Source organism: Kribbella sp. NPDC051718 (assembly GCF_040681515.1).
In the GTDB taxonomy this organism is placed as follows: Bacteria; Actinomycetota; Actinomycetes; order Propionibacteriales; family Kribbellaceae; genus Kribbella.
The window spans coordinates 336,704-357,637 of sequence record NZ_JBFAYZ010000004.1 but is presented as its reverse complement, the minus strand read 5'-3'; the positions used below and the strand labels follow the sequence as shown (position 1 = coordinate 357,637).

Genomic DNA, 20,934 nt, shown 5'->3' with positions numbered 1-20,934 from the left:
AAACACTCGGAAAAGCCAAGCGTTACAGCACTTCTGGGATTTGCAGCTTGTTGCAGATTCGTAGGTTCGGGCGCGTTCGAATGCTAGGTTCGGGCGGCGCTGGTGGGGTCGGGGGACCCCAGGGTCTGTGCAGGTCACCTACGCCCCAGGGGGATCCATCATGGCCGCGTCCCGGCTGTCTTCTCGTGCCCGCAGAAACCGGATTCGTTCAGCGAAGATGCTGGCGATCGGTGTTGCGCTGGCGGTGCCTCTAGCCGGTATCGGACCAGCGATCCAGGCGGCTCCGGCTGCAGCCGGTACGCCGACCGTGCCCCAGGCGGCGATGCTTGGGCGAGGTGAGGCCTCAGCTCCGACGCAGAAGCTCGGATCGGGAAAGGTACCGCCGGCTCCGGTGCCGAAGAACATGGTGAAGCCGCCGTCGTTGCGGTCGATGTTCCCGGTGAACGAGGCCAAGCCGGTGGACCCGGCGGCCGAGCAGCCCGCTCCGAAAGACGTTACGGCGTTCCCTTTGCAGCCGTCCGCGGCGAAGGGGTTCGACGCGAAGACGAGCCGGGAGATGCCGGAGAAGCGCGACCAGTTCACGCAGACGTTCGCCAACGCGGACGCGAGTGAGACGACGGTCATTTCGCCGGCGCCGCTGAACTTCAAGAAAGCCGATGGCACCTGGGCGGACATCGATCCGAACCTGCAGCCGGCCGATCCCGGTGGTTGGGAGACGATCTCGACCCAGCTCTACTCGTGGATCGCGCCGAAGGCTGATGCCAGTCCGGTGGCCCGGATCGAGCTGGGCGAGGGTCATGACATCGGGTGGGGTGTGTCCGGTGCTGCAGGCGTTGACGGGCAGATGTCGGGCAACAAGGTCGTGTTCCCGAACTTCATGACCGATGCCGATCTGGAGTTGGAGTCGCAGCCGCGGGGGATCAAGGAGTCGATCGTCCTCAAGTCCGCGACAGCTGCCCGATCGCCTGTCTTCCCGTTGAACCTGTCGGCCAACCTGACGGCCGTGTTGGTCGGCCGGGAGGTCGTACTGACCGACGAGCACGGGGTGGAGCGGGCGCGCATTCCCGCGGGCACGATGGAGGACTCCAACTCCGTCGACGGCCATGCGACGTCAGAGGCGGTGACGTACGAGCTTGTCGCCGTCAATGGTCAGCAGGCGTTGAAGGTCACGGCGGACAGCGCCTGGCTGGATGACCCGGCCCGGGTGTTCCCGGTACGAATCGACCCGACTGTGATCCCGACGGATCGGCTCACTCCGAACTATGCGGTGAGCGCCGGAGTGAACGGCTCGATCAGTGGAGCGGACGACCTGCAGCTTGGCTGCCGCCCGGTATCGGGAAACACGTGTACAGGGACAGGCTGGAACGCCTTTACCTCCCTGCTGTATTTCCCCAACCTGGTTGACGCCTTCCGGTACGACACGATCACCGCGGCCAGCCTGGAGGTGTACAACTACCAGGCCGACACCTGCTCCTCACGGGCGGTCGAGGTGTACGGGGCGATGGCAGGCTGGTCGGGTACTCCGCTGCCTCAGCTGAAGTACCCCGGTCCGCAACTGACGCCTTCGGTCATCGCGGCGAACAGCTTCTCGCGTGGCTATGTGTCGAACACGTCTGGGACGACCACCTGCGAACCGAGGTACGACCCGCTCGAGTTCAACGCGGCCGGTATCTCGTGGTTGCAGAGCCTGGTGGATGGTCAGCGATCGAACTTCGGGTTCGCGATGCTGGCCAACAAGCGCACCGACCGCTTCTCGTGGAAGAAGTTCGCGGGTATCAACACGGCGAACCCGCCGAAGCTGGCGGTGACGCACTCGCCGTACCACGCCGAGTACTTGTTCCGGAAGCAGAACCCGGCCGACTACGTACTGCAGGACAAGAACGGCAAGTTCCCGATGACGATCACGAACCTCGGGAACTTCACCTGGCAGCCGGGCAACGACTACATGAGCTATCGCGTCTTCTCGACGACCGGTCACCGAGTGGACGTGACGTCGCTGGCGACGCCGGTGACCACCTCGGTTCCACATGGCGGCAAGATCAACCTGGACGTCGCGGTCGGGGCGTTGCCCGGCGGTCCTGACGGCTTGAGGTACCAGATCGAGTTCACGATGGTGCATCGCGATTCATCGGTGCACAAGTGGTACACCGACTGGGGTGTGCTGCCGGTGGCGAAGCTGATCGCGGTCTACAACATCCCGCCGTTGGTGAACCCGGCCAAGGTGTGGCCGTTGAACGGTGCGCAGGCCTACACGTTGACGCCTCAGGTGTGGGCGGATGCGATCGATCCGGACGCGCCGGAGAGCACGCTGAAATACATGTTCGAGCTTTGTCGGAGTGTGGGCGGTCATCTGCCGGTGTGCTTTGCCGATCCGGCCTTTTCGTCGTCGAAGACGCGTGTGATCAAGCCTGGGGAGATGGAGTGGAACCAGGAGTATCAGTGGAGTTTCTACATCCAGGACAACGACGGCGCGGTGACGCAGAGCCCGAAGATCACGTTGTTCACCGATGTTCCGCAGCCGTCGATCACGTCGCATTTGGCGAACAACGACGGGAAGTCGCAGGACAAGCCGTACGACCCGGCGATCGGGAACTTCACAACGTCGGCGCTGGACGTCGTCGTACCGGTTGCGGGTCCGGAGCTGAATGTGGCTCGGACCTACAACAGTCTTGATCCGCGGCGTGATGGGTTGTTCGGTGCGGGGTGGTCGAGCCGCTATGACATGCGGCTGGTGATCGAGACCGACGGCGGCAATGCGTTGGTGAACTATCCGGATGGCCGGCAGGTGCGGTTCGGGAGGTACTCCGATACCGTGTTCATCGCGCCACGTGGCACCAAGTCGGCGCTCACGTCGGCCGGGGCGAATGGGCCGTGGACGCTCCAGATCGCGGCTGGCACGAAGTACGAGTTCGCCGCTGGTACAGGCAAGTTGACCAAGATCTACAGCACTCAGGGCAAGCCGCTGGCGTTGACCTATCGGGCGAACGGGACGCTGGAGACGGCGGCTAGCCAGGACGGCGCCGGCCGCAAGCTGACCTTCAACTGGACCGCTGACAACAAGCACGTCGCGTCGGTCAGTACTCAGCCGGTCGGTGGGACGCCGTTGACGTGGACCTATGAATACTCCGGCGACACGTTGACGAAGTCGTGCAACTCGGAGCAGGAGTGCACGACCTACGGCTCACAGCAAGGTTCGCACTATCGCAGCGCCGTGTTGGACAGCAGGCCGGACGGCTACTTCCGGATGTCGGACGACAACGACGACAACGAGGCCACGAACGAGATCGACATCGTCGAGGACGACAAGTTCGGGTTCTACGAAGGCGTCCAGTTCGGTCAGGACAGCGTGCTGGCAGCCGTCGGCGACACCGACAAGTCAGTGAAGTTCAGCGCTGGTTCCAAGATGTGGCTTCCGGGCGGCATAGCAACACGGAGCCGTGACGAGGCCGTTGAGATGTGGTTCAAGACGACGGGTACTGCGGTTCAGCCTCTACTGGGCTATCAAAAGGGGAACAATCGCGGGGAATTGCTCGGTGGTATGCCGGTGCTCTACGTCGGTAGCGACGGCAAGTTGCGGGGACAGTTCTGGCATGGTTCGGCCGCGCCGATGGCTTCTGGTTCTGTGGTCAATGACGACCAGTGGCATCACGTCGTACTGAGTTCTATGGGGTCCCGGCAGTCCCTCTACCTGGACGGCGTCGCGATCGGCACGATCACTGGCAGCGTGGTCGACCACGCGCAGTTCCCGGCGAACTTCATCGGTCAAGCCTCAGCTGCTGCGCCGACCGCGTGGCCGGCCTACGGGAGTGCCACGACACAGTACTTCCGTGGGCAGATCGACGAGGTGGCGCTGTATTCGCATCCGTTGACGACGAGGGAGGTTGTGAGTCACTGGCAGCTGGGCCGGAACGCGGCTGACCAGTTGAGTTCTATTACTTCCGCGGCTGGGCGGAGTACCGCTGAGATCGAGTACAACCCGGCGAAGGATCGCGTCAAGCGGTATGTCGACCCCGACGGGGGCGCTTGGACCATCGGCGATCCGCAGACCACTGGCTCGGACAAGGATCTGCTGCGAACGGTCAATGTCACCGGTCCGGGCGGCGAGTCCTACGTCTACGAGTACGACGGGTTGGCCGGCTGGCTGCTGCGTACTGGCCGGCCCAAGGCCGCCGACACGCATAAGCCGTGGACGCCTGAGACAACACCGCACTGGCCCACGGACTACTCGATCCGGAGCTTCACCCACGACAAGACAGGTCAGTTGACAAAGGTCACCGGTGAGTCCGGTGGTGAGGCCAGCATGACCTACGACGACCGCGGCAACGTCGTGTCCACCAAGACGTGCCGTACGGCGCCGGCGACGGACTGCCGGACGGAGTACAGCACCTTCCATGCGAACGTGGCGTGGCCGCCGCTGGATCCGCGGTGGGACAAGCTGGCCGCGTTCCGCGACGGTCGTTCTGCGAGCGCGACCGACGACACGTACAAGCGGAACATGAACCTGACGCTGTCGGGTGACGTCGCGTCGGAGTTCAGCCCGGATGGTGGGTTGAAGACCTATGCCTACACCGATGGCGTGCAGACCGGGCCCGACGGGAAGCCGATGCCGCCGGGGCTGTTGAAGACCGCGACGGTCAAGATGAGTTCGTCGGTGACGTCGTCGACGAACTACCTCTACAACGAGAACGGCCAACTGGTGCAGTTGACGGCCCCATCGGGGCTGGTCACGAAGTACACCTATGACGAGATCGGGCGCAAGAAGACCGAGACTCAGGTCTCGGACACCTACCCGAGTGGCGTCACCACGACGTACGAGTACGACAAGATGTCGCGGGTCACCGCGATCACCGGACCGGTCACCACTGATGCCGTGACCGGTGAACAGCATCAGCAGAAAGCCGACCTCGAGTACGACGATGACGGCAACGTCACCAAGACAACCGCGCGGGATCTGAAGACTTCGGACGAGCCGCGGGTGGCAACCCTGGAGTACGACGACCGGAATCGGGTGTCGCACACGACTGATGCCGATGGCAAGGAGTCGCAGCAGGGGTACGGCGCGGCCGGTAACAGGACTTGGTCGGAGGACGCGAACGGGAATCGGTTCGAGTACAAGTACAGCGACCTCAACATGCTGACCGAGGTCTGGGACATGAACCTCCCGGTCGACCCGAACAACCCGCCGGCCGGCGAGCCGCGCGAGGGCGTCGACTACACCGTGCGGTCCAAGACCCAGTACGACCCGGCAGGTCGCAGGTCCGCGGAGATCGACGCGATGGGCCGGGTTGTCACATACGACTACAACGCCGATGACACCTTGAAGACCAAGACGCTGATGGGGTTCCGCGATCCCAGCGGATCGGCGCGCAATGTCGTTCTTGAGAGCAACACCTACGACGCGGCCGGGAACCGGACCAAGGCAATCACGGACAACGGCCTGTCGACCACGGCGTACACGATCGACGTGGCTGGCCGCGTGGCTACCGAGACCGCCGATCCCACCGGCCTGAACCGGAAGTCGACCTACACGCACGACCTCGCCGGCAACATCATCAAGGAAGAGACGACCGGCGGCTGGTCGAACGCCGACATCGCCGGCCCGACCGCGATCACCGATGTCACCAGCTACGTCTTCGACGCCGCTGGTCGGCGAGTGTCGCAAACGGTGGACAACACCGGTGGCGCTCAACTGACGACGTCGTGGACGTTCGATCAGCGGGGATTGTCGACATCGATGACGACGCCGCGCGGCAACACCGCCGGCGCTGTGAAGGCTGATTTCACTACCACCTACGGCTACGACGAGCTGGGCCGTCAGGTGAAGACGGTCGATCCCAAGATCAAAGCAGAGCAAGACGGTGGTACACCGACAGACGTACAGCCGACCGCATTCATCGGGTACGGCGCGTTCGGCCTGGCGACCTCGACGAAGGATGCTCTGGGCAACGTCGTGAAGTCGACCTTCGACAAGCTCGGTCGCCCGGTGGAGGTGTCTGCGCCGCAGTACACGCCGCCTGGTGGGCAGGCGATGACGCCGAAGTCGACGTTCCAGTACGACGCCGTCGGCAATGTGCTGGCGCAGATCGACGAGCGAGGGAACGCGACCCGGTTCACGTACGACCATCTGAACCAGCAGATCCAGATCGACGCTCCGGGCAAGACCAACGACGAGCGGGCGATCACGAAGCTCACCTATACCCCAATGGGTGAGGTGGCCTCGACGACGGATCCGTTGGGTGCGGTGAAGAAGCTCACCTACGACGACTTGGATCGAGTCGTCACCTCCACGGATGTCGAGCGCAAGCCGGTGGCCGGCAACTTCGTCACACGGCTTACGTACGACGACCAGGACAACGTCGTGAAGGCGCAGACCCCATCGGGTGCCACTGCGACCAGCACGTATGACGCTCTCGGACAGGTCACCCAGTCCAACGACCCGAACAGCGTAATCACCAAGCTCGGGTATGACTACGCCGGCCGGCAGGTGCGGAGTACGGACGGCATGGGACGCAGCAGCATCGCCGTGTACGACCGGGTCGGCCAACTGGTCGCCTCGAAGACTCTAGATGCGACCAACGCTGCGCTCGGCACGACCCAGTTGGCCTATGACCCTGACGGCAATCTGACCTCCTCGACACCAGCGAGCGGGAAACGGCCGACGATCTACACCTACGACGCTGCCGGGCGCTTGACCAAGCAGGTCGATCCGGTGACGGCGACGGACTCCATCACCATCGGGTACGGGTACGACGCTGCCGGAAACCGGACGCGGTACACGGATGGCCGTGGGAACTCGACGGTCTACACCGTGAACTCGCTCGGCCTGACGGAGAAAGTGATCGAGCCTTCGACGACGGCTCATCCGGCTGTCGCGGACCGCACTTGGACTGCGTCGTACGACGCTGCGGGCAACTCGGTGTCGATGCTCTCGCCGGGCGGGGTGCAGCGGACCCGGACCTTCGATGCGGCCGGACGGCTGACGAAGGAAGAGGGCACCGGCGCGGAGGTCTCCACCGCGACGCGTGATCTCAGCTACGACCTGGCCGGGCGGTTGGCGACCTCGAGTTCGCTCGATGGCGCAAACCTGTACTTCTACAACGACCGCGGCATGCTGCTCCGCGCGGACGGACCATCGGGTACATCGACCCAGGGCTACGACGCCGACGGTCAACTGACTCAGCGGATCGACGCGGCGGGGACGGCCGACTTCACCTACACGAACGGCCGCCCGACGACGGTGACCGACCCGATCACCCGGGCGATCCAGACCCTCGGCTACAACGCCGCCGGCCAGCTCAGCACGATCGACTACGGCAGCAGCCGGGTCCGCACGATCGGCTACGACGCCTTCGGCCGGATGAACTCGGACGCGTTGAAAGCCGGTACCGCCGCGGTGTCGTCGATCACCTACGGGTACGACGCCGACAACAACGTCACCTCGAAGAAGACCACAGGCGTCGCCGGTGCTGGAGACAACACCTACGCGTACGACCAACTCGGCCGCCTGACCTCGTGGACCGTTGGCACGAAGACCACGGACTACGGCTGGGACGCCGCCAGCAACCGCATCAAGAACGGCACGAAGCTCGCCACCTATGACGAGCGGAACCGCCTGATCAACGACGGCACCTCGACCTACACCTACTCAGCACGCGGTGCGCTGCTGTCGAAGGTCGCCGGGGCAACAACGGAGGCGTTCACTTTCGATGCCTTCGACCGGATGATCCGCAACTCCGACCGTGACTTCACGTACGACGCGTTGGATCGCCCAGTCCAGGCCGGCACAGCCAAGATGCGCTACGACGGCTTCAGCGACGAAGTCGTCTCCGACGGAACCCAGTTCTTCGGCCGCAGCGCCAGCGACGGCCTCCTGGCCGTCGGCTACGACACCACCAAACGCCTGGTCCTGGCCGACCGCCACGGCGACGTCTTCGGCGGTTTCGACCCCACCGACGCCACTCTCACGACCGGCTTGCCCGACTCCCGTACCTATGACCCGTTCGGCAACTCCACCACCGCGACCGGCCTGAAGTACCGAGTCGGCTACCAAGGCGACTGGACCGACCCCCGCTCCGGCGACATCAACCAAGGCGCCCGCTGGTACAACCCCGACTCCGGAACCTTCAACTCCCGCGACACCATGACCTACAAGGCGGGCGCAGCCTCCTCCCTCCCCAACCTCTACGCGTACGCCGGCGGCAACCCCCTAACCTTCAACGACCCCGACGGCCACGCGCTGCAAGATCCTGGTGACAGCGGCGGCAACTGCTACTGGAAGAAGATCAGCTACGACCCGAACGATGACAAGCCCCCCACATGGAAGCTGATCTGCCCTCCTCCGAAGCCTTCAACGCCGCCACCGTGCAAGAAACCGGGCGCAGGCAAGAACTGCCCGACGCCGCCGCCTGGCTGCGATAAGAAGAAGGACGACTGTGGCCCCGGCACCGGTGGCGGTTGCACGAAGGATTGCGGCCCGCACTGCCAGGGTGGCAAGAAGAATTGCGATCCGCCCTGCAAGGGCGGAAGCTGCAAGCCGCCGCCACCCCCGTGTGACGCGCAATGCAGGCTGAAGCAGAAGATCGACAAGGAACGCAAAGACCAAGAAGACAAAGCCAAGAACGACAAGCAACCGCCACCCGGCACCCCCGACTGTGCCGCCGGCAACCCGGCCCTCTGCCCAGGCAACCCCAACCAGCCAGCAACCACCGTCGGCACGGGCAACGACCAAACAGGTGATAACGGAGCAGGCGCCGACCTAACCTTCCAAAACGCCCTCGACCGTACCGGTTCCGTCATCGACTCAATCGGAAGCAGTGGCGGTGTCAACTGGTTCAGTACCGGGTTAACGCTGCCAGACAGTTGTTACTGCCCACCCGTGTCTCTCGGCGGAGGCAGCGCCGGTGGTGGTCGTGGCGGTAATGTTGGCGGTAGTGGCCTCCTTAGCCCGGGCGAGTTCTTGGGGCGCCTCTTCGGCCGTGGGGGTGGCAGCAGGCCAGGAATGACATCCCCAGGTGAAATGGCTCCCGGGCAACTCCCACCAGGTGTCGCGCGTTTTCAGGTCAACCCAGGTGGTGTCGCAACAGATATCAGGCCGCTCGGGCGGGGCTCAACAGGTCGAAACATCCCACAGACGCTGCAAGAGCAGTTAGCTATGAAATCGGCACTTTCAAACCCAGCTGCCGGCCGGCAGATCGCTGTCCGCATGACGGATTCGCGTTGGCCTTCGACTGATGGCTGGGTGAAGATGAGTCAGAACATAAACGGAATCGAGATCCACTATGTTCAAAATACTCGCACCGGCGAAGTGGACGACTATAAATTTAAGTGATAGAACTACGCGATGATCATTAAATGTAAGACCAGCAAAGGCTATGGGTTGCCCGATGACTACCATGGTCTGTACTTCACTGAGCAGACGATCTTCCATCTCGTCCTGGGCAAGGAGTATGAAGTCTATGAGATGGGCATGTTCAACTGCGGTTTAATTGTACTAATTATTGATTCAACTGGTCAGCCTGATTGGTACCCTTTAGACCTCTTTGAGGTTGTCGTTGGCGCCATTCCGTCAGATTGGATATTTGCGCAAAGAACTGGGGGGCCGGAAGGGATGACTGCGGTATGGGGTCACTCGAGGCTGGCAGGTGATCAGGCGCTGGATGAATCGCTGGCAAGTCATGATGAGGGTGCTGTGGCGGTGTTCTGGAATGAGATCTTTGAATCTCAAAACAGCCGCTCCGCAGAATAGCTGTCACGCTGAAGGGGAAATGTGGCACTTGGGTCGGATGTGAATTGAGTACGCTCCCTTGGGAATGAGTCAACAGGTTGCTGGTGGTGATCGCGCGTAACTGCTGCGTGGGCCCCCCGGGGCCGGCGGGAGTGCCGATGGGAGGCGCGTGGGGGATCGCGGTAGGAGCATGTCAGGATTTCGGGTATGCGGAGCAAGTGGTTGTGGGGGGTGGCGTTCGGGGTTTGTGTCGTTGCCAGTGTGGTGTTGCCGACACACTGGCGGCATTCGCTTGTTGATCTGAAGGTTTACAGGCTGGGTGGGATGACGCTGTTGGATGATGCGGCGGGGTTGTATGACGTGCGGTTGGCGGGGTTGCCGTTTACTTATCCGCCGTTTGCTGCGGTGGTGATGGTGCCGTTTGCGTTGCTGCCGTGGGCGGTGGCTGTGGTGGTTTGGACGTTGGGGACGTTCGTGAGTCTGGTGGCTGTGTGGCGGTTGTCGGTGGGGCGGGTGATGGCGTCGCCGGTGTTGTTGGGGGTGGTTGCCGGGTCGCTCTTGTTGGAGCCGGTGCGGGAGACGTTGGGGTTTGGGCAGGTTAATTTGATGCTGTGTGCCCTTGTTTTGTATGACCTGCTGGGTCAGAGGCGGGGGCGGGGGATCTGGGTTGGGCTGGCGGCGGGGGTGAAGTTGACGCCGTTGGTGTTTTTGGGGCTGCTGGTGGTGACTCGGCAGTGGAAGGCGTTGGCATATGCGTCGGCCGGGTTTGTGGGGTCGGTGGTGGTGGGGTTTGTGGTGACGCCGCATGGGGCTGAGGAGTACTGGACTTCGTTGCTGGCTGATACGACGCGGATCGGTGGGTTGGCGTTCTCTAGTAATCAGTCGTGGAACGGGTTTCTCATCAGGTTGAGCGGAGATCTGGATGGGGGCGGTGCGATCTGGTTGGGGCTGGTTGCGCTGACAGTGGGGGGTGGGTTGTGGCTGGCTCAGCAGCTCTGGAGGCGGGGCGAGCGGGTGGCGGCTGTGGCGGTGACCGGGGTGGTGGGGTTGTTGTGTTCGCCCGTGTCGTGGAGTCATCACTGGGTTTGGGCGATTCCGTTGGGGGTCGCGGTGATTGGGCGGCTTACGAAGTACAGGGTTGTTTTTGGGGTGTTGTGGTTCGGGGTGTTTGCGGTGGCGCCGATCTGGTGGCCGCCTAATCATGAGAATCGTGAACTGGACTGGTCGGTGGCGGAGCAGTTCAGTGGGAACGCGTATCTGATCGCGGCGATGGTCGCGGTGGGGATCCTCGCGATCGGGTTGAGACAGAACTGTAAAAGTGGCATAGACCGGCGTGACCCCGGCGACTGTCAGGCTGACTCGGGTGATATCGGGGATCCTGGGGGCGTCGGCGAAGCGCCGGTGGTGGGTGGTGGCGGCGGTTTGCGTCGTCGTCGCGGTGGTGCTGCCGTTCGTTTGGGACCACACCGGGGCTGATCTGAAGGTCTACCGGCTGGGCGGCGCGGCCATGCTGTCCGATCCGGCGAGCCTCTACACGGCCCGCCTGCGATACATCTCGATGCCGTTCACCTACCCGATCTTCGGTGGCGTGGTGATGGCGCCGGTCTCGCTGTTGCCGTGGGGGCTCGCGTACGGCGCGTCGATCGCGGCCTCGCTGGTCGCGCTCGTGGCGATCTGGAAGCTGAGCCTGCAGAAGGTCTTCAAGCGTGGGCCCCACCCGGCCGTTCTGATCGCGATCACGGCGGCTTCGCTGCTGATCGAGCCGGTGCGCGAGACACTCTCGTACGGGCAGATCAATCTGATCCTCTGCGCTTTGATCCTGTACGACGTACTCGGGCCGAAAACCCGTACCGGCCGAGGCATCTGGCTCGGGCTGGCGGCTGGGATCAAGTTGACCCCGTTGGTGTTTCTCGGGCTGCTGCTCGTCACGCGGCAGTGGAAGGCGCTCGCCTACGCGTCGGCTACCTTCGTGGGCACCGTGTTGATCGGGTTCCTGATCACGCCGCGGACGGCGTACGACTACTGGACCCAGCTGATCTCGGACACGAGCCGGATCGGCGGACTCGCCTACTCGGGCAACCAGTCCTGGAATGGGTTCCTGATCCGGGTGACAGGTGATCTCGGCGGTGGCGGGCGGCTGTGGCAAGCGGTCGTGCTGGTCACCGTGGTCGCCGGGCTATGGCTGAGTCGCGTGCTTTGGCTCCGGGGTGAGCAGTTGGCCGCGGTGTCGACGACTGGGCTGATCAGCTTGCTGTGTTCGCCGGTCTCGTGGAGTCATCACTGGGTGTGGGTGATTCCGCTTGGCGCTTCGTTGCTGACGGCAACGCGGCTCGGGCGGCGGTGGCCTTGGCAGGTTGCGGCGGCGTGGGGCGCGTTGTTCGTGCTCGCGCCGATCTGGTGGGTGCCGCGGGGCGACAATCGCGAACTTCACTGGAACTCCGTCGAGATCCTGGCCGGCAACGCGTACCTCTGGGTCTGTCTGCTGGCTGCGATCCTGCTGGCTCTCGGGGCGCGGCGGCAGAAGGTGCCGACAGCAACGAAGGTCGAACTGGGCGCGAGGACCTAGAGGTCGCCGAGCCAGTCGTACCAGGCGTCCATCCCGGTGCCCTTGGTCGCGGACACTTGCAGGATCTGCGCGTCGGGCTTGATCTGGGCGATCAGGCGCAAGCACAGGTCGACGTCGAAATCGACGTACGGGAGCAGGTCGATCTTGTTCAGCAGGACTAGGTCGGCGGTGCGGAACATGTACGGGTACTTCGCGGGCTTGTCGGCGCCTTCGGTGACCGAGATGATCACCACGCGAGCCGCCTCACCCAGGTCGAAGAGCGCGGGGCAGACGAGGTTGCCGACGTTCTCGACGAAGACGAGTGAGCCGTTGGGTGGTGCGAGCTCGGCGAGGCCGGACGTCAGCATCTGCGCGTCGAGGTGGCAGCCGGCACCGGTGTTGATCTGGACGACCTTGGTGCCGGTGGCGCGGATCCGCTCGGCGTCGTACAGGGTCTCCTGATCGCCCTCGATCACCAGGGCTTGGCGCCGTGAGCCGATCGCGCGGATGGTGTGCTCGAGCAGCGTTGTCTTGCCGGAGCCGGGCGAGCTCATCAGGTTGATCGCCGCGATACCACGCTCCTGCAGGAGATGCCGGTTGGCCGCCGCAAGCCCGTCGTTCTTCGCCAGGATCTCCTGCTCCAGCAGCACAGTCCTGGTCTCAGCCTCCTGCACGACCTGCTGCACATGCCCATGCCCGTGGCCGGCGTCGCCTCCAGCACCGTGACCGTGACCGTGACCGTGCCCGTGTCCTGCGTCGTGCTCGTGCCCTGCGTCGTGCCCGTGTTCGTGATCGGTGGAGTCGTGCTGGTGGTCGTGATCGTCTACTACGGTCAGGCGAGTTCCGCCGTCGCCGGGTTGGCCGCATCCGCAGGTGCTGCACATGTCAACGCACCTCCACGGAGATGATTCTCAGCTGCCGGCCACTGAGCACATCGAGATCCGCACTGCCACACGGACACAGCATGATCGGCTCGTCGAGGGCGAACTCTTCACCGCACGTTCGACAGTACGCCCGCCCCGGCGGCTCGTCGATGTCCAGCCGCGCCTCCTCCAGCCCCGTACCACTGGCCACGATCTCAAAACAGAACCGCACCGAATCAGCCACCAGCCCGGACAGCTTGCCGATCTCCAGCCGCACAACAGCAATCGGTCCGTCGCCGACTTTCTCGACGATCGCATCGACAACGCTCTCCGTAACGGCGAGCTCATGCACCCTCCCGACGCTAGGCCTGGTGGGTCGCCCCCGCAAGACACCAAGCACCCCCGACCCATCCGACATTTGGGCGGCCAGCCAATGCCTCCATCGACAGTGGTTGGCGTGAGCTGAAGACACCGACATGCAATGCGTCCGCGGGCCGGCTGACAACGCAATGGGAGCCGTCAGCCAACGCGCTTTATCGCCAACCGCTCGGTGGGTTCCAGAACCTTGAGGCGGAACGCGGGTGGGGGTACGACCACGCGCCGTTGCGGCCATGGCTTGGGGCGGTCGTTCTAGGCGACCTCTCGCTCGACGATCAGGCGGCCACCGACCTTAAACGCAACGCGGGTACGGCTGCGGCGATGCGCCGGTCCGGCCGCTGCAACCTGAGCCGCTGGCCCAGCGTGCTTCATCACCAGCGGTTCGGGTGGGCTCAAGACGGTGGGGCGTGACGTTAGTACGGGTGGGGGCATGCGCCGGTGCGGCCGAGGCGATCCGAATCCGGCACCCAACGCGTTCCATCGCCAGGAGTTCGGGTGGGCTCAAGACGCTGGTGCGCAACGCGAGTACGGGCGGGGGCATGCGCCGGTCGGGCAAGGCGATGTGAGTCGCTCAGCCAATGCGCCCTGCCCGCCAGTGGTTCGGGTGGGCTCAAGACGGTGGGATGCAACGCGAGTACGGGTGGGGGGTTTGCGCCGGGAAGAGAAAACCACCGGGAGCCTAGGGCTTCCGGTGGTTTTCAAGCGGGTTTTAGAAGTCTCCGCCGCCGAAGTCGCCGCCGCCGAAGTCCCAGCCGCCGCCGTCGCCTCCGCTGTCGCCGCCGGGGTTGTCGCCGAAGTTGAAGTCGCCGTTGTCGCCGCCGCCTCCGCCGTCGCCGCCGTCGGACATGCCGGCGTCGTAGCCGGCTGCGTAGTCGCCGTAGCCGCCGCCGGCGAACATGCCGCCGAGCATGGTGCCGAGGAACATGCCGGTCATCACGCCGCCGAGGCCGCCGAACATGCCTTGGGCGTAGGGGGAGTAGGCCGGGCCGGCTTCCCAGTACGGGACGCGCTGCGGGCCGACCATCACCTTGCGGACGTCGGGCTCGGCGCCGGCCCGGACGCGCTCGGCGTCGGCGGCGCAGGCCGGAACCTCACGCGGAGCACCGCCGGGCGGCGACCACATGACGTCGACGACCGAGGGGCCGTGCTGCGGGTTGAAGAAGCAGGACGGGCGGCGCTGGGGCAGCGGCTCGTTGTTGACCCGGGCGCGGACGCAGGCAGCGGCGTACCGGCCGTCCTCGAGGATCTCGATCACGTGCTTGATCTGCTCGGCCTCGGTCACCTGCTCGAGCGCCTGCTTGGCCGACTCGTAGGAGTCGAGCGCGCGCTGGTAGTCCTGCCGGGCACCGTCGCCGAGGTCCTTGCCGACCATGTCCAGGTCGAGGTCCTGCAGTTCCTCGCCGAACCGGGTGATGTCCTCGTCGGCGGTCTTCTTCACCGACGCCAGCTCGCCCGCGGTGATCTCGTGCTGCTTCTTGTTCTGCAGCTGCGTTCGCTGGTACGAACGGTACGCCAGGACGCCGATCACGACGAGCGCGATCAGCAAGATGACTGTGAACATGTCGGGCCTTCCTCGACTGGTGTTGCGTCGAGCCTACCGGGCGGTCGAATCCGACCGAAATCTCCTGAGAATCTCCTGAAAATAAAGCATTCCAAGGCTATGAATAAGGCGGCGAATAGCGTCGGCGCATCGCTTCCGAGGCAGCCGGCCCGGCGGTGAAGACGAAGTCCGGCCCGTCGATCCGCCGCCCGGTCGACCGATCCACGACGACCGGCTCGACCTCCTCGCCGGTACCGGCGTCGACCAGGATCATCGACCGCTCGCCGGCTTCCAGCCGCTCGTTCCCCCACGCGGCCAGCGTGATGATGACCGGCCGCAACGACCGCCCCAGCGGCGTCAGCACGTACTCGTACCGCGGCGGTTTGTCCTGGTACTTCGTCCGCTCCAGCAGCCCGTCGTCGACCAGACTCTTCAACCGGGTGGTCAGCATGCTCGACGAGATCTTCAGATTGCGCTGGAACTCGTCGAACCGGGTGTACCCGTCGAAGGCGTCGTGCAGGATCAGCAGCGTCCACCACTCGCCGACGTGCCGCACCGTCGTCGACAACGGGCAGGACAGATCCTCGTCCCGGAACCGGTTGGCACCCGTCATCACGCCACCTCGGAGTCGCTTCGATTTCAGCAGTCATCCTAGCAACCGGCCGCGGACGCCACGCAGGGTGACGAAAATGCCGGGCGAGCGCTCACCCAGTGCGCATAATCGATTACTGCTGTCCCGTCTAGCAGAAGGCTGTCCGATGAGCAAGACCTTCTCACCCCGACTGGCGCTGACCGCGGTGACTGGCCTCGCCCTGTTCGTACCGCTCGCGCCCACCCCCAGCCAAGCCAACCCCGAGCAGACCGAGCAGACCCAGCAGCCTCAGCGGCCGACGATCGACCCCGACTACGTCGAGATCCCCTTGCAGCAAAGCGGTCGGTACGCGACCGCCGCGGCCCAGGAGACCAAGCCCTTCGGCATGGTCGGCATCACCTGGCCCTACCGCAAGAACTCCGCGCCGGTCCAGGTCAAGATACGGATCCTCCGCAACGCCCAATGGTCAGCTTGGGAAACCCTCAAGGTCGAGGACGACCACGGCCCGGCGACCCGTACGACGGAAGGCAGCGAACGCTCCGGCACCGAGCCCTACTGGGTCGGCACCGCGAACGGCATCCAGACCTCCCTGACCACCACGGACGGTACGAAGATCACCGACGCGAAAGTCGCCCTGATCAACCCCGGCGTGCTGGCGACCGATGCCGCGCCGCCGACCACACAGGACCCGATCCAGGCCAACACAGCCAAGGCGCCGTACCCGATGCCCCTGATGGTGACCCGCCGCGGCTGGGGCGCCGACGAACGCCTCCGTGCCCTGAACGGCAAGTCCTGCGTGAAGCCGAAGTACACCGGCACCATCCAGGCCGCCTTCGTCCATCACACCGCAGACCGCAACAACTACACCCGCGCCCAGGTCCCCGCGATGATCCGCAGCATGTACGCGTACCACGTGAAGAGCCGCGGCTGGTGCGATCTCGGCTACAACTTCCTCGTCGACCGCTTCGGCCGTGCCTTCGAGGGCCGGTACGGCGGTGCGCAACTCCCCGTCCTCGGCGCCCACACCGGCTCCTTCAACGCCAACTCGTTCGGCGTCTCGCTGATCGGCAACTTCGACCAGGTCGCGCCGCCGGCCCCGATGCTCGAGATGACCGCCCGCATCGTCGCCTGGAAGATGGACGCCAACTACCGGTCGCCGACGGCCACGATCGTGCTCGACGGCAGCAAGCTGCACACGGTCTCCGGCCACCGGGACACCAAGGCGACCGCCTGCCCCGGCAAGAACCTCTACGCCAAACTTCCTTGGCTGAAGCAACGAATCCTCACCCTGATGAGCCGAGGCGTGTCCACCGAGGTCTATCGGTACGCCGTCAAGCTCGGCGGATTCAGGGTGACCGGGCAACCATTCTGGGGCGAGCACCGGACCAAGACAGGCCGCGCCACCTACTTCAAGGTCCGCGACATCTACTGGTCGCCCAAGACCGGAGCGCACTCGGTGCGGAGCCTGTTCCGGACGCGCTACCGCCAACTCGGCGGCCCGGACGGTCTGCTGAAGCAGCCGACGAGCGAGTACCGCCTCGGCCGGGCCAACAACAGCTTGGTGCAGAGCTTCCAGAACGGCGGCCTGTACTGGTCGAAGCGGACCGGGATGCGCCCGGTCGCCGGGATGATCCACCGCAAGTACGCCGCACTCGGTGCGGAGCGCTCGCGACTCGGGCTGCCCACCTCGGACATGTACCGGATCAAGGGCGGCCTGCGACAGAGGTTCCAGCACGGCTGGCTCACCTACAACAACCATGAGCGCAAGGTCTTCATCTCATGAATCGCGTCTTCGTTGCCCTGATCGCCGGTTCGACGTTGCTGAGCGCAACGGCCGTGGCCGTCCCGCCGCCCGAACCGGAGGCGACCCAGACGATCACGGGTCGCGGCTTCGGCCACGGTCGCGGCATGTCGCAGTACGGGGCTCAGGGTGCCGCCTTGGCCGGCCGGTCGGCCAAGACGATCCTGGACTTCTACTACCCCGGTACGACGGTCGGCAAGGCGACCGGCAACATCCGGGTGCAGCTCCGCGCCGACACGACCGACGGCGTACGGATCACCGCCGTCAACAAGCTCCGCCTCCGCGACCTGAAGACCGGCAAGGTCTACACGTTGCCCAAGGCATCGACTCGGAACCAGTGGTCGATCGACCCCAATGGTGAGCACGGCGCGAAGGTCAGCTCCTACAACGCCAAGACGAAGAAGTGGACGCTCTGGAAGACCCTGACCGGGATCGGCCAGTTCGAAGGTCCCGCGGTCATCTCGCTGATCCTGCCCAGCGGCAAGGTGGTCGGCTATCGCGGCGTACTGCGGCCGGCCGATCTGTCCGGTGCACATTTCGACACCATCAACGAGTTGTCGCTGGAGCTGTACCTGCGCGGAGTCGTCCCGCGCGAGGCCGTGACGACCTGGAAGCCGGCCGCGCTCCAGGTGCAGGCCGTTGCCGCGCGCACCTATTCGGTCTTCCATCGCAATCGGTCCAGCAAGCGGGCGTACGACCTCTGCGACACGACCGCCTGCCAGGTCTACGGCGGGTACAACGACGAGGAGAAGACGACCAACGCGGCGATTGCCGCAACGGCTGGGCAGGTCCGGCTCTACAAGGGCAAGCCGATCATGGCCGAGTTCTCGTCGTCCAACGGCGGCGCGACGGCCGATGGCCCAGTGGCGTACCAGGTGATGAAGGCCGACAGCTGGGACAGCTACCCCGGCAACAAGAACCCGAACGTCACCTGGACGGTCACGAGGACCAGTTCACAGCTCCAGGCGACCTTCGGCGTCGGCACTCTCCGCAGCTTGCGCGTCGTGCGCCGGACCGGCATCGGCCCCGGCGGCGGCCGGGTGCTGACGGTCGAAGCGGTCGGCTCGAAGGGCAAGGTCGTGCTCACCGGCGACCAGGTCCGGTTGCGGCTGCACATGCGCTCGGCCTGGTTCGCGTTCGCGGGGGTCCAGCCAGTCGCACTTGATATGCCAACTGAGCGATGACCGGCGAGCCATTGACGGCGAATCCCTTGGCCAGCTAAAACGTGACATCGATGTCAATCGCTGCCGCCCCAGGAGGAGCAGGTCGATGCGCAGAAAATTTGGTATATCAACTCAACGGATCGCCGGGGGGTTGCTCGCGGTGGGAATGCTCGCCGCGCTGCACACCCCAGCGGCCAACGCGAAGGTCGACACCGTGACCGGCGGCCCGCACTCAGCGGCGGCCAGGGCGCAGGCGTCGTACCAGGCCCTGAACATGTACTTCGACACCGGCAACCAAGGACTGCTGCTGGAGGAGTACCCGAACACTCAGCAGAACCCGTACTCCTACGTCTGGCCCTACTCCCAGGCCGCCGTCGCCGCGGAGAACCTGGCCGGCATCCCCGGCTCAGGCCGCAAGGCTGACCGGGAGGCCCGGCGCCGCCTGGCCGGGTACCAGCCGTACTGGAACGCGACGACCACACCGACGGGCTACGACTCGTACGTCCGGCCGCCGCTCGGCCAGGGTGGCGACAAGTTCTACGACGACAACGAGTGGATCGGCCTCAACCTGATCCAGCACTACCAGCGGACTGGTGACCGCTCGTCGCTCGCCCAGGCGAAGGAGATCTTCGCGCTCGTCGAACACGGCTGGGACACCGACGCGTCGCATCCCTGCGCGGGTGGGACGTTCTGGACCCAGGCGCCGTGGAGCCAGGACCGCAACACCATCTCCAACGGGCCGGGCGCCGAGCTCGGGGCGCACCTCTACCTGCTGACGCACAACAAGGCGTACCTGACCTCGGCCAAGCGGATGTACGCCTGGGCGCAGCAGTGCATGCTGGCACCGAACGGGCTGTACTGGGACCACATCGACCTGGCCGGCAACGTCGAGAAGACCCAGTGGAGCTACAACCAGGGCGTGATGCTGGGCGCCGGAGCCCTGCTGTACAAGGCGACTCACGACAAGAAGTACCTCACCGACGCGAAGGCGCTGGCGAAGGCGTCGCTGGCCTTCTACGCGGCCGAGGACCGGCTCTGGAAGCAGCCGACCCGGTTCAACTCGATCTACTTCAAGAACCTGCTGATCCTCGACTCGGTCTCGCACGACCGCGCCTACACCGAGGTCGCGCAGGCCTACTCCGACCGGGCATGGAAAGAGACCCGCGATCCTGCCACGGGCCTCTTCCACTTCGCTGACGGGCCGGTACTGCTGCTCGAGCAGTCCGCCATGGTCCAGATCGACGCCTTGCTGGCATGGCCGCGCAGCAAGTACGACGAACTGGCCTGAGTACTAGGCGGCCGCCGTGGCCGTCTTGATCTTGACCTCGGTGGCGGGCTTGCCGTCGGTAGGCCCGCCCTGGGGGATCACACCCGCCTTGGCGACCTTGTCGATCGCCTCCAGGCTGGCCTTGTCGAGCGTGCCGAAGGCCGTGTACTGCGGGGGCAGCTCGGCGGTGCCGTACACGATGAAGAACTGGCTGCCGTTGGTGTTCGGGCCCGAGTTGGCCATCGCGAGGATTCCACGGCCGTACTTGAGCGTCGGGTAGACCTCGTCCTTGAAGCTGTAGCCGGGGCCGCCACTGCCGGTGCCGGTCGGGTCGCCGCACTGCAGCACCTGCAGGCCGTCGCCGACGGTGAGCCGGTGGCAGATCGTGTTGTCGAAGTACTTCTGGCCGACCAGGCTGAGGAAGCTCTTCACCGTGCAGGGCGCCAGGGCGCTGTCCAGGGTCAGGTGCAGGTCACCGATCGAGGTGGCGAGAGTGACCGGCTTGGTGCCGCTGGCCTTGACCTTGCCGTTGGACGGCAGGTCGGCCTTCTTGCTGGCCGGCTCGGCGGACTTGGTGTAGCTGCAGTCCACCTCGGCTGCCAGCGGAGTGGCCCGCTTCGGCGCGGGCGCAAGCGCCGTCGGGATCGACTTCGGCTTGTTCTCCGGTCCGGCCGACGTCTGCGCCGAGGGCTGGTCGGACGGGTTCGCCGACGGCGTGTCAGCCGCCGCGGGCGTGTCGTCCTTGCCGGTGTTCTTGGCGACGACCACGAAAACTCCGGCGATCACCACGACCACCGCCACGATCGAGGTGATGGTGATCGCCAGCATCCGCCGCTGCCGGGCGCGCTCAGCCTGCCGCTCGGCCAACCGCTGCGCCTTGCGCTGAGCCAGCTGATGCTCGTGGGTCTTCCTGGACATGCAGAGTTCTCCTCACCTCGCGGCAATCCTGCAGGGAAGCTACCGCCAAACCCTGAGAAACGCCTGTGGATCGCCACAAGTGGTTACCGCGGACACCAAACGGTGACCTTGAACAAGTTATTACGTGTTCAACCCCACCACCA

Annotated in this window: 12 protein-coding genes; 7 read left to right on the top strand and 5 right to left on the bottom strand. The window is 64.9% G+C overall.

The genetic code is table 11. The annotated features are described in order from the left end of the window. The first annotated feature begins 217 nt into the window (after positions 1–217). From AB0M15_RS17240 to AB0M15_RS17225, 4 genes are all read left to right on the top strand, one after another. The gene (locus tag AB0M15_RS17240) at positions 218–9,328 is read left to right on the top strand and encodes a LamG-like jellyroll fold domain-containing protein (RefSeq protein WP_363819245.1); all 9,111 of its coding nucleotides are present in this window, start codon (positions 218–220) and stop codon (positions 9,326–9,328) included. Positions 9,329–9,376: 48 nt separating this feature from the next. After that, complete coding sequence (locus AB0M15_RS17235) at positions 9,377–9,745, top strand: hypothetical protein (protein ID WP_363819243.1); 369 nt, start codon at positions 9,377–9,379, stop codon at positions 9,743–9,745. A 186-nt stretch (positions 9,746–9,931) separates the two neighbouring features. Further along, the gene (locus AB0M15_RS17230; RefSeq protein ID WP_363819241.1) at positions 9,932–11,200 is read left to right on the top strand and encodes a glycosyltransferase 87 family protein; all 1,269 of its coding nucleotides are present in this window, start codon (positions 9,932–9,934) and stop codon (positions 11,198–11,200) included. Next, positions 11,136–12,290, top strand: a complete 1,155-nt coding sequence (locus AB0M15_RS17225) for a glycosyltransferase 87 family protein (protein ID WP_363819238.1) — start codon at positions 11,136–11,138, stop codon at positions 12,288–12,290. The genes AB0M15_RS17230 and AB0M15_RS17225 overlap by 65 nt, the downstream gene beginning before the upstream one ends. Here AB0M15_RS17225 and hypB read toward each other — a convergent pair. From hypB to AB0M15_RS17205, 4 genes are all read right to left on the bottom strand, one after another. Further along, on the bottom strand, positions 12,287–13,153 hold the full coding sequence (hypB, locus tag AB0M15_RS17220) for a hydrogenase nickel incorporation protein HypB (protein WP_363819236.1): 867 nt from the start codon (positions 13,151–13,153) through the stop codon (positions 12,287–12,289). The genes AB0M15_RS17225 and hypB overlap by 4 nt on opposite strands. 1 nt (position 13,154) lies before the next feature. Beyond that, positions 13,155–13,484 (bottom strand): hydrogenase maturation nickel metallochaperone HypA, encoded by a 330-nt coding sequence (locus AB0M15_RS17215; RefSeq protein WP_363819234.1) that lies wholly within the window; start codon positions 13,482–13,484, stop codon positions 13,155–13,157. A 735-nt stretch (positions 13,485–14,219) separates the two neighbouring features. Then, entirely contained in the window at positions 14,220–15,071 is an 852-nt protein-coding gene (locus AB0M15_RS17210; RefSeq protein WP_363819232.1) for a hypothetical protein, read from the bottom strand. Positions 15,072–15,168: 97 nt separating this feature from the next. Then, complete coding sequence (locus tag AB0M15_RS17205; protein WP_363819229.1) at positions 15,169–15,663, bottom strand: helix-turn-helix domain-containing protein; 495 nt, start codon at positions 15,661–15,663, stop codon at positions 15,169–15,171. Between the two features lie 145 nt (positions 15,664–15,808). Between AB0M15_RS17205 and AB0M15_RS17200 the strand changes: the two genes are divergently transcribed. From AB0M15_RS17200 to AB0M15_RS17190, 3 genes are all read left to right on the top strand, one after another. Next, positions 15,809–17,425, top strand: a complete 1,617-nt coding sequence (locus AB0M15_RS17200) for an N-acetylmuramoyl-L-alanine amidase (RefSeq protein ID WP_363819227.1) — start codon at positions 15,809–15,811, stop codon at positions 17,423–17,425. Beyond that, positions 17,422–18,627, top strand: coding sequence for a SpoIID/LytB domain-containing protein (locus AB0M15_RS17195; RefSeq protein WP_363819224.1), 1,206 nt, complete (start codon positions 17,422–17,424; stop codon positions 18,625–18,627). The genes AB0M15_RS17200 and AB0M15_RS17195 overlap by 4 nt, the downstream gene beginning before the upstream one ends. A gap of 145 nt (positions 18,628–18,772) precedes the next feature. Next, complete coding sequence (locus tag AB0M15_RS17190) at positions 18,773–19,894, top strand: glycoside hydrolase family 76 protein (protein WP_363820241.1); 1,122 nt, start codon at positions 18,773–18,775, stop codon at positions 19,892–19,894. Positions 19,895–19,897: 3 nt separating this feature from the next. On the opposite strand, the gene AB0M15_RS17185 is transcribed toward AB0M15_RS17190, so the two are convergent. Continuing rightward, positions 19,898–20,791: a peptidylprolyl isomerase gene (locus tag AB0M15_RS17185; RefSeq protein ID WP_363819221.1), complete on the bottom strand. Its 894-nt coding sequence runs from the start codon at positions 20,789–20,791 to the stop codon at positions 19,898–19,900. Positions 20,792–20,934 lie beyond the last annotated feature (143 nt).

Bases quoted from the DNA above. Each gene is read 5' to 3' on its own strand.
- AB0M15_RS17240 (WP_363819245.1), top strand. From the start codon at position 218: ATGCTGGCGATCGGTGTTGCGCTGGCGGTGCCTCTAGCCGGTATCGGA.
- AB0M15_RS17230 (WP_363819241.1), top strand. From the start codon at position 9,932: ATGCGGAGCAAGTGGTTGTGGGGGGTGGCGTTCGGGGTTTGTGTCGTT.
- hypB (WP_363819236.1), bottom strand. From the start codon at position 13,153: ATGTGCAGCACCTGCGGATGCGGCCAACCCGGCGACGGCGGAACTCGC.
- AB0M15_RS17210 (WP_363819232.1), bottom strand. From the start codon at position 15,071: ATGTTCACAGTCATCTTGCTGATCGCGCTCGTCGTGATCGGCGTCCTG.
- AB0M15_RS17205 (WP_363819229.1), bottom strand. From the start codon at position 15,663: ATGACGGGTGCCAACCGGTTCCGGGACGAGGATCTGTCCTGCCCGTTG.
- AB0M15_RS17200 (WP_363819227.1), top strand. From the start codon at position 15,809: ATGAGCAAGACCTTCTCACCCCGACTGGCGCTGACCGCGGTGACTGGC.
- AB0M15_RS17195 (WP_363819224.1), top strand. From the start codon at position 17,422: ATGAATCGCGTCTTCGTTGCCCTGATCGCCGGTTCGACGTTGCTGAGC.
- AB0M15_RS17190 (WP_363820241.1), top strand. From the start codon at position 18,773: ATGCTCGCCGCGCTGCACACCCCAGCGGCCAACGCGAAGGTCGACACC.
- AB0M15_RS17185 (WP_363819221.1), bottom strand. From the start codon at position 20,791: ATGTCCAGGAAGACCCACGAGCATCAGCTGGCTCAGCGCAAGGCGCAG.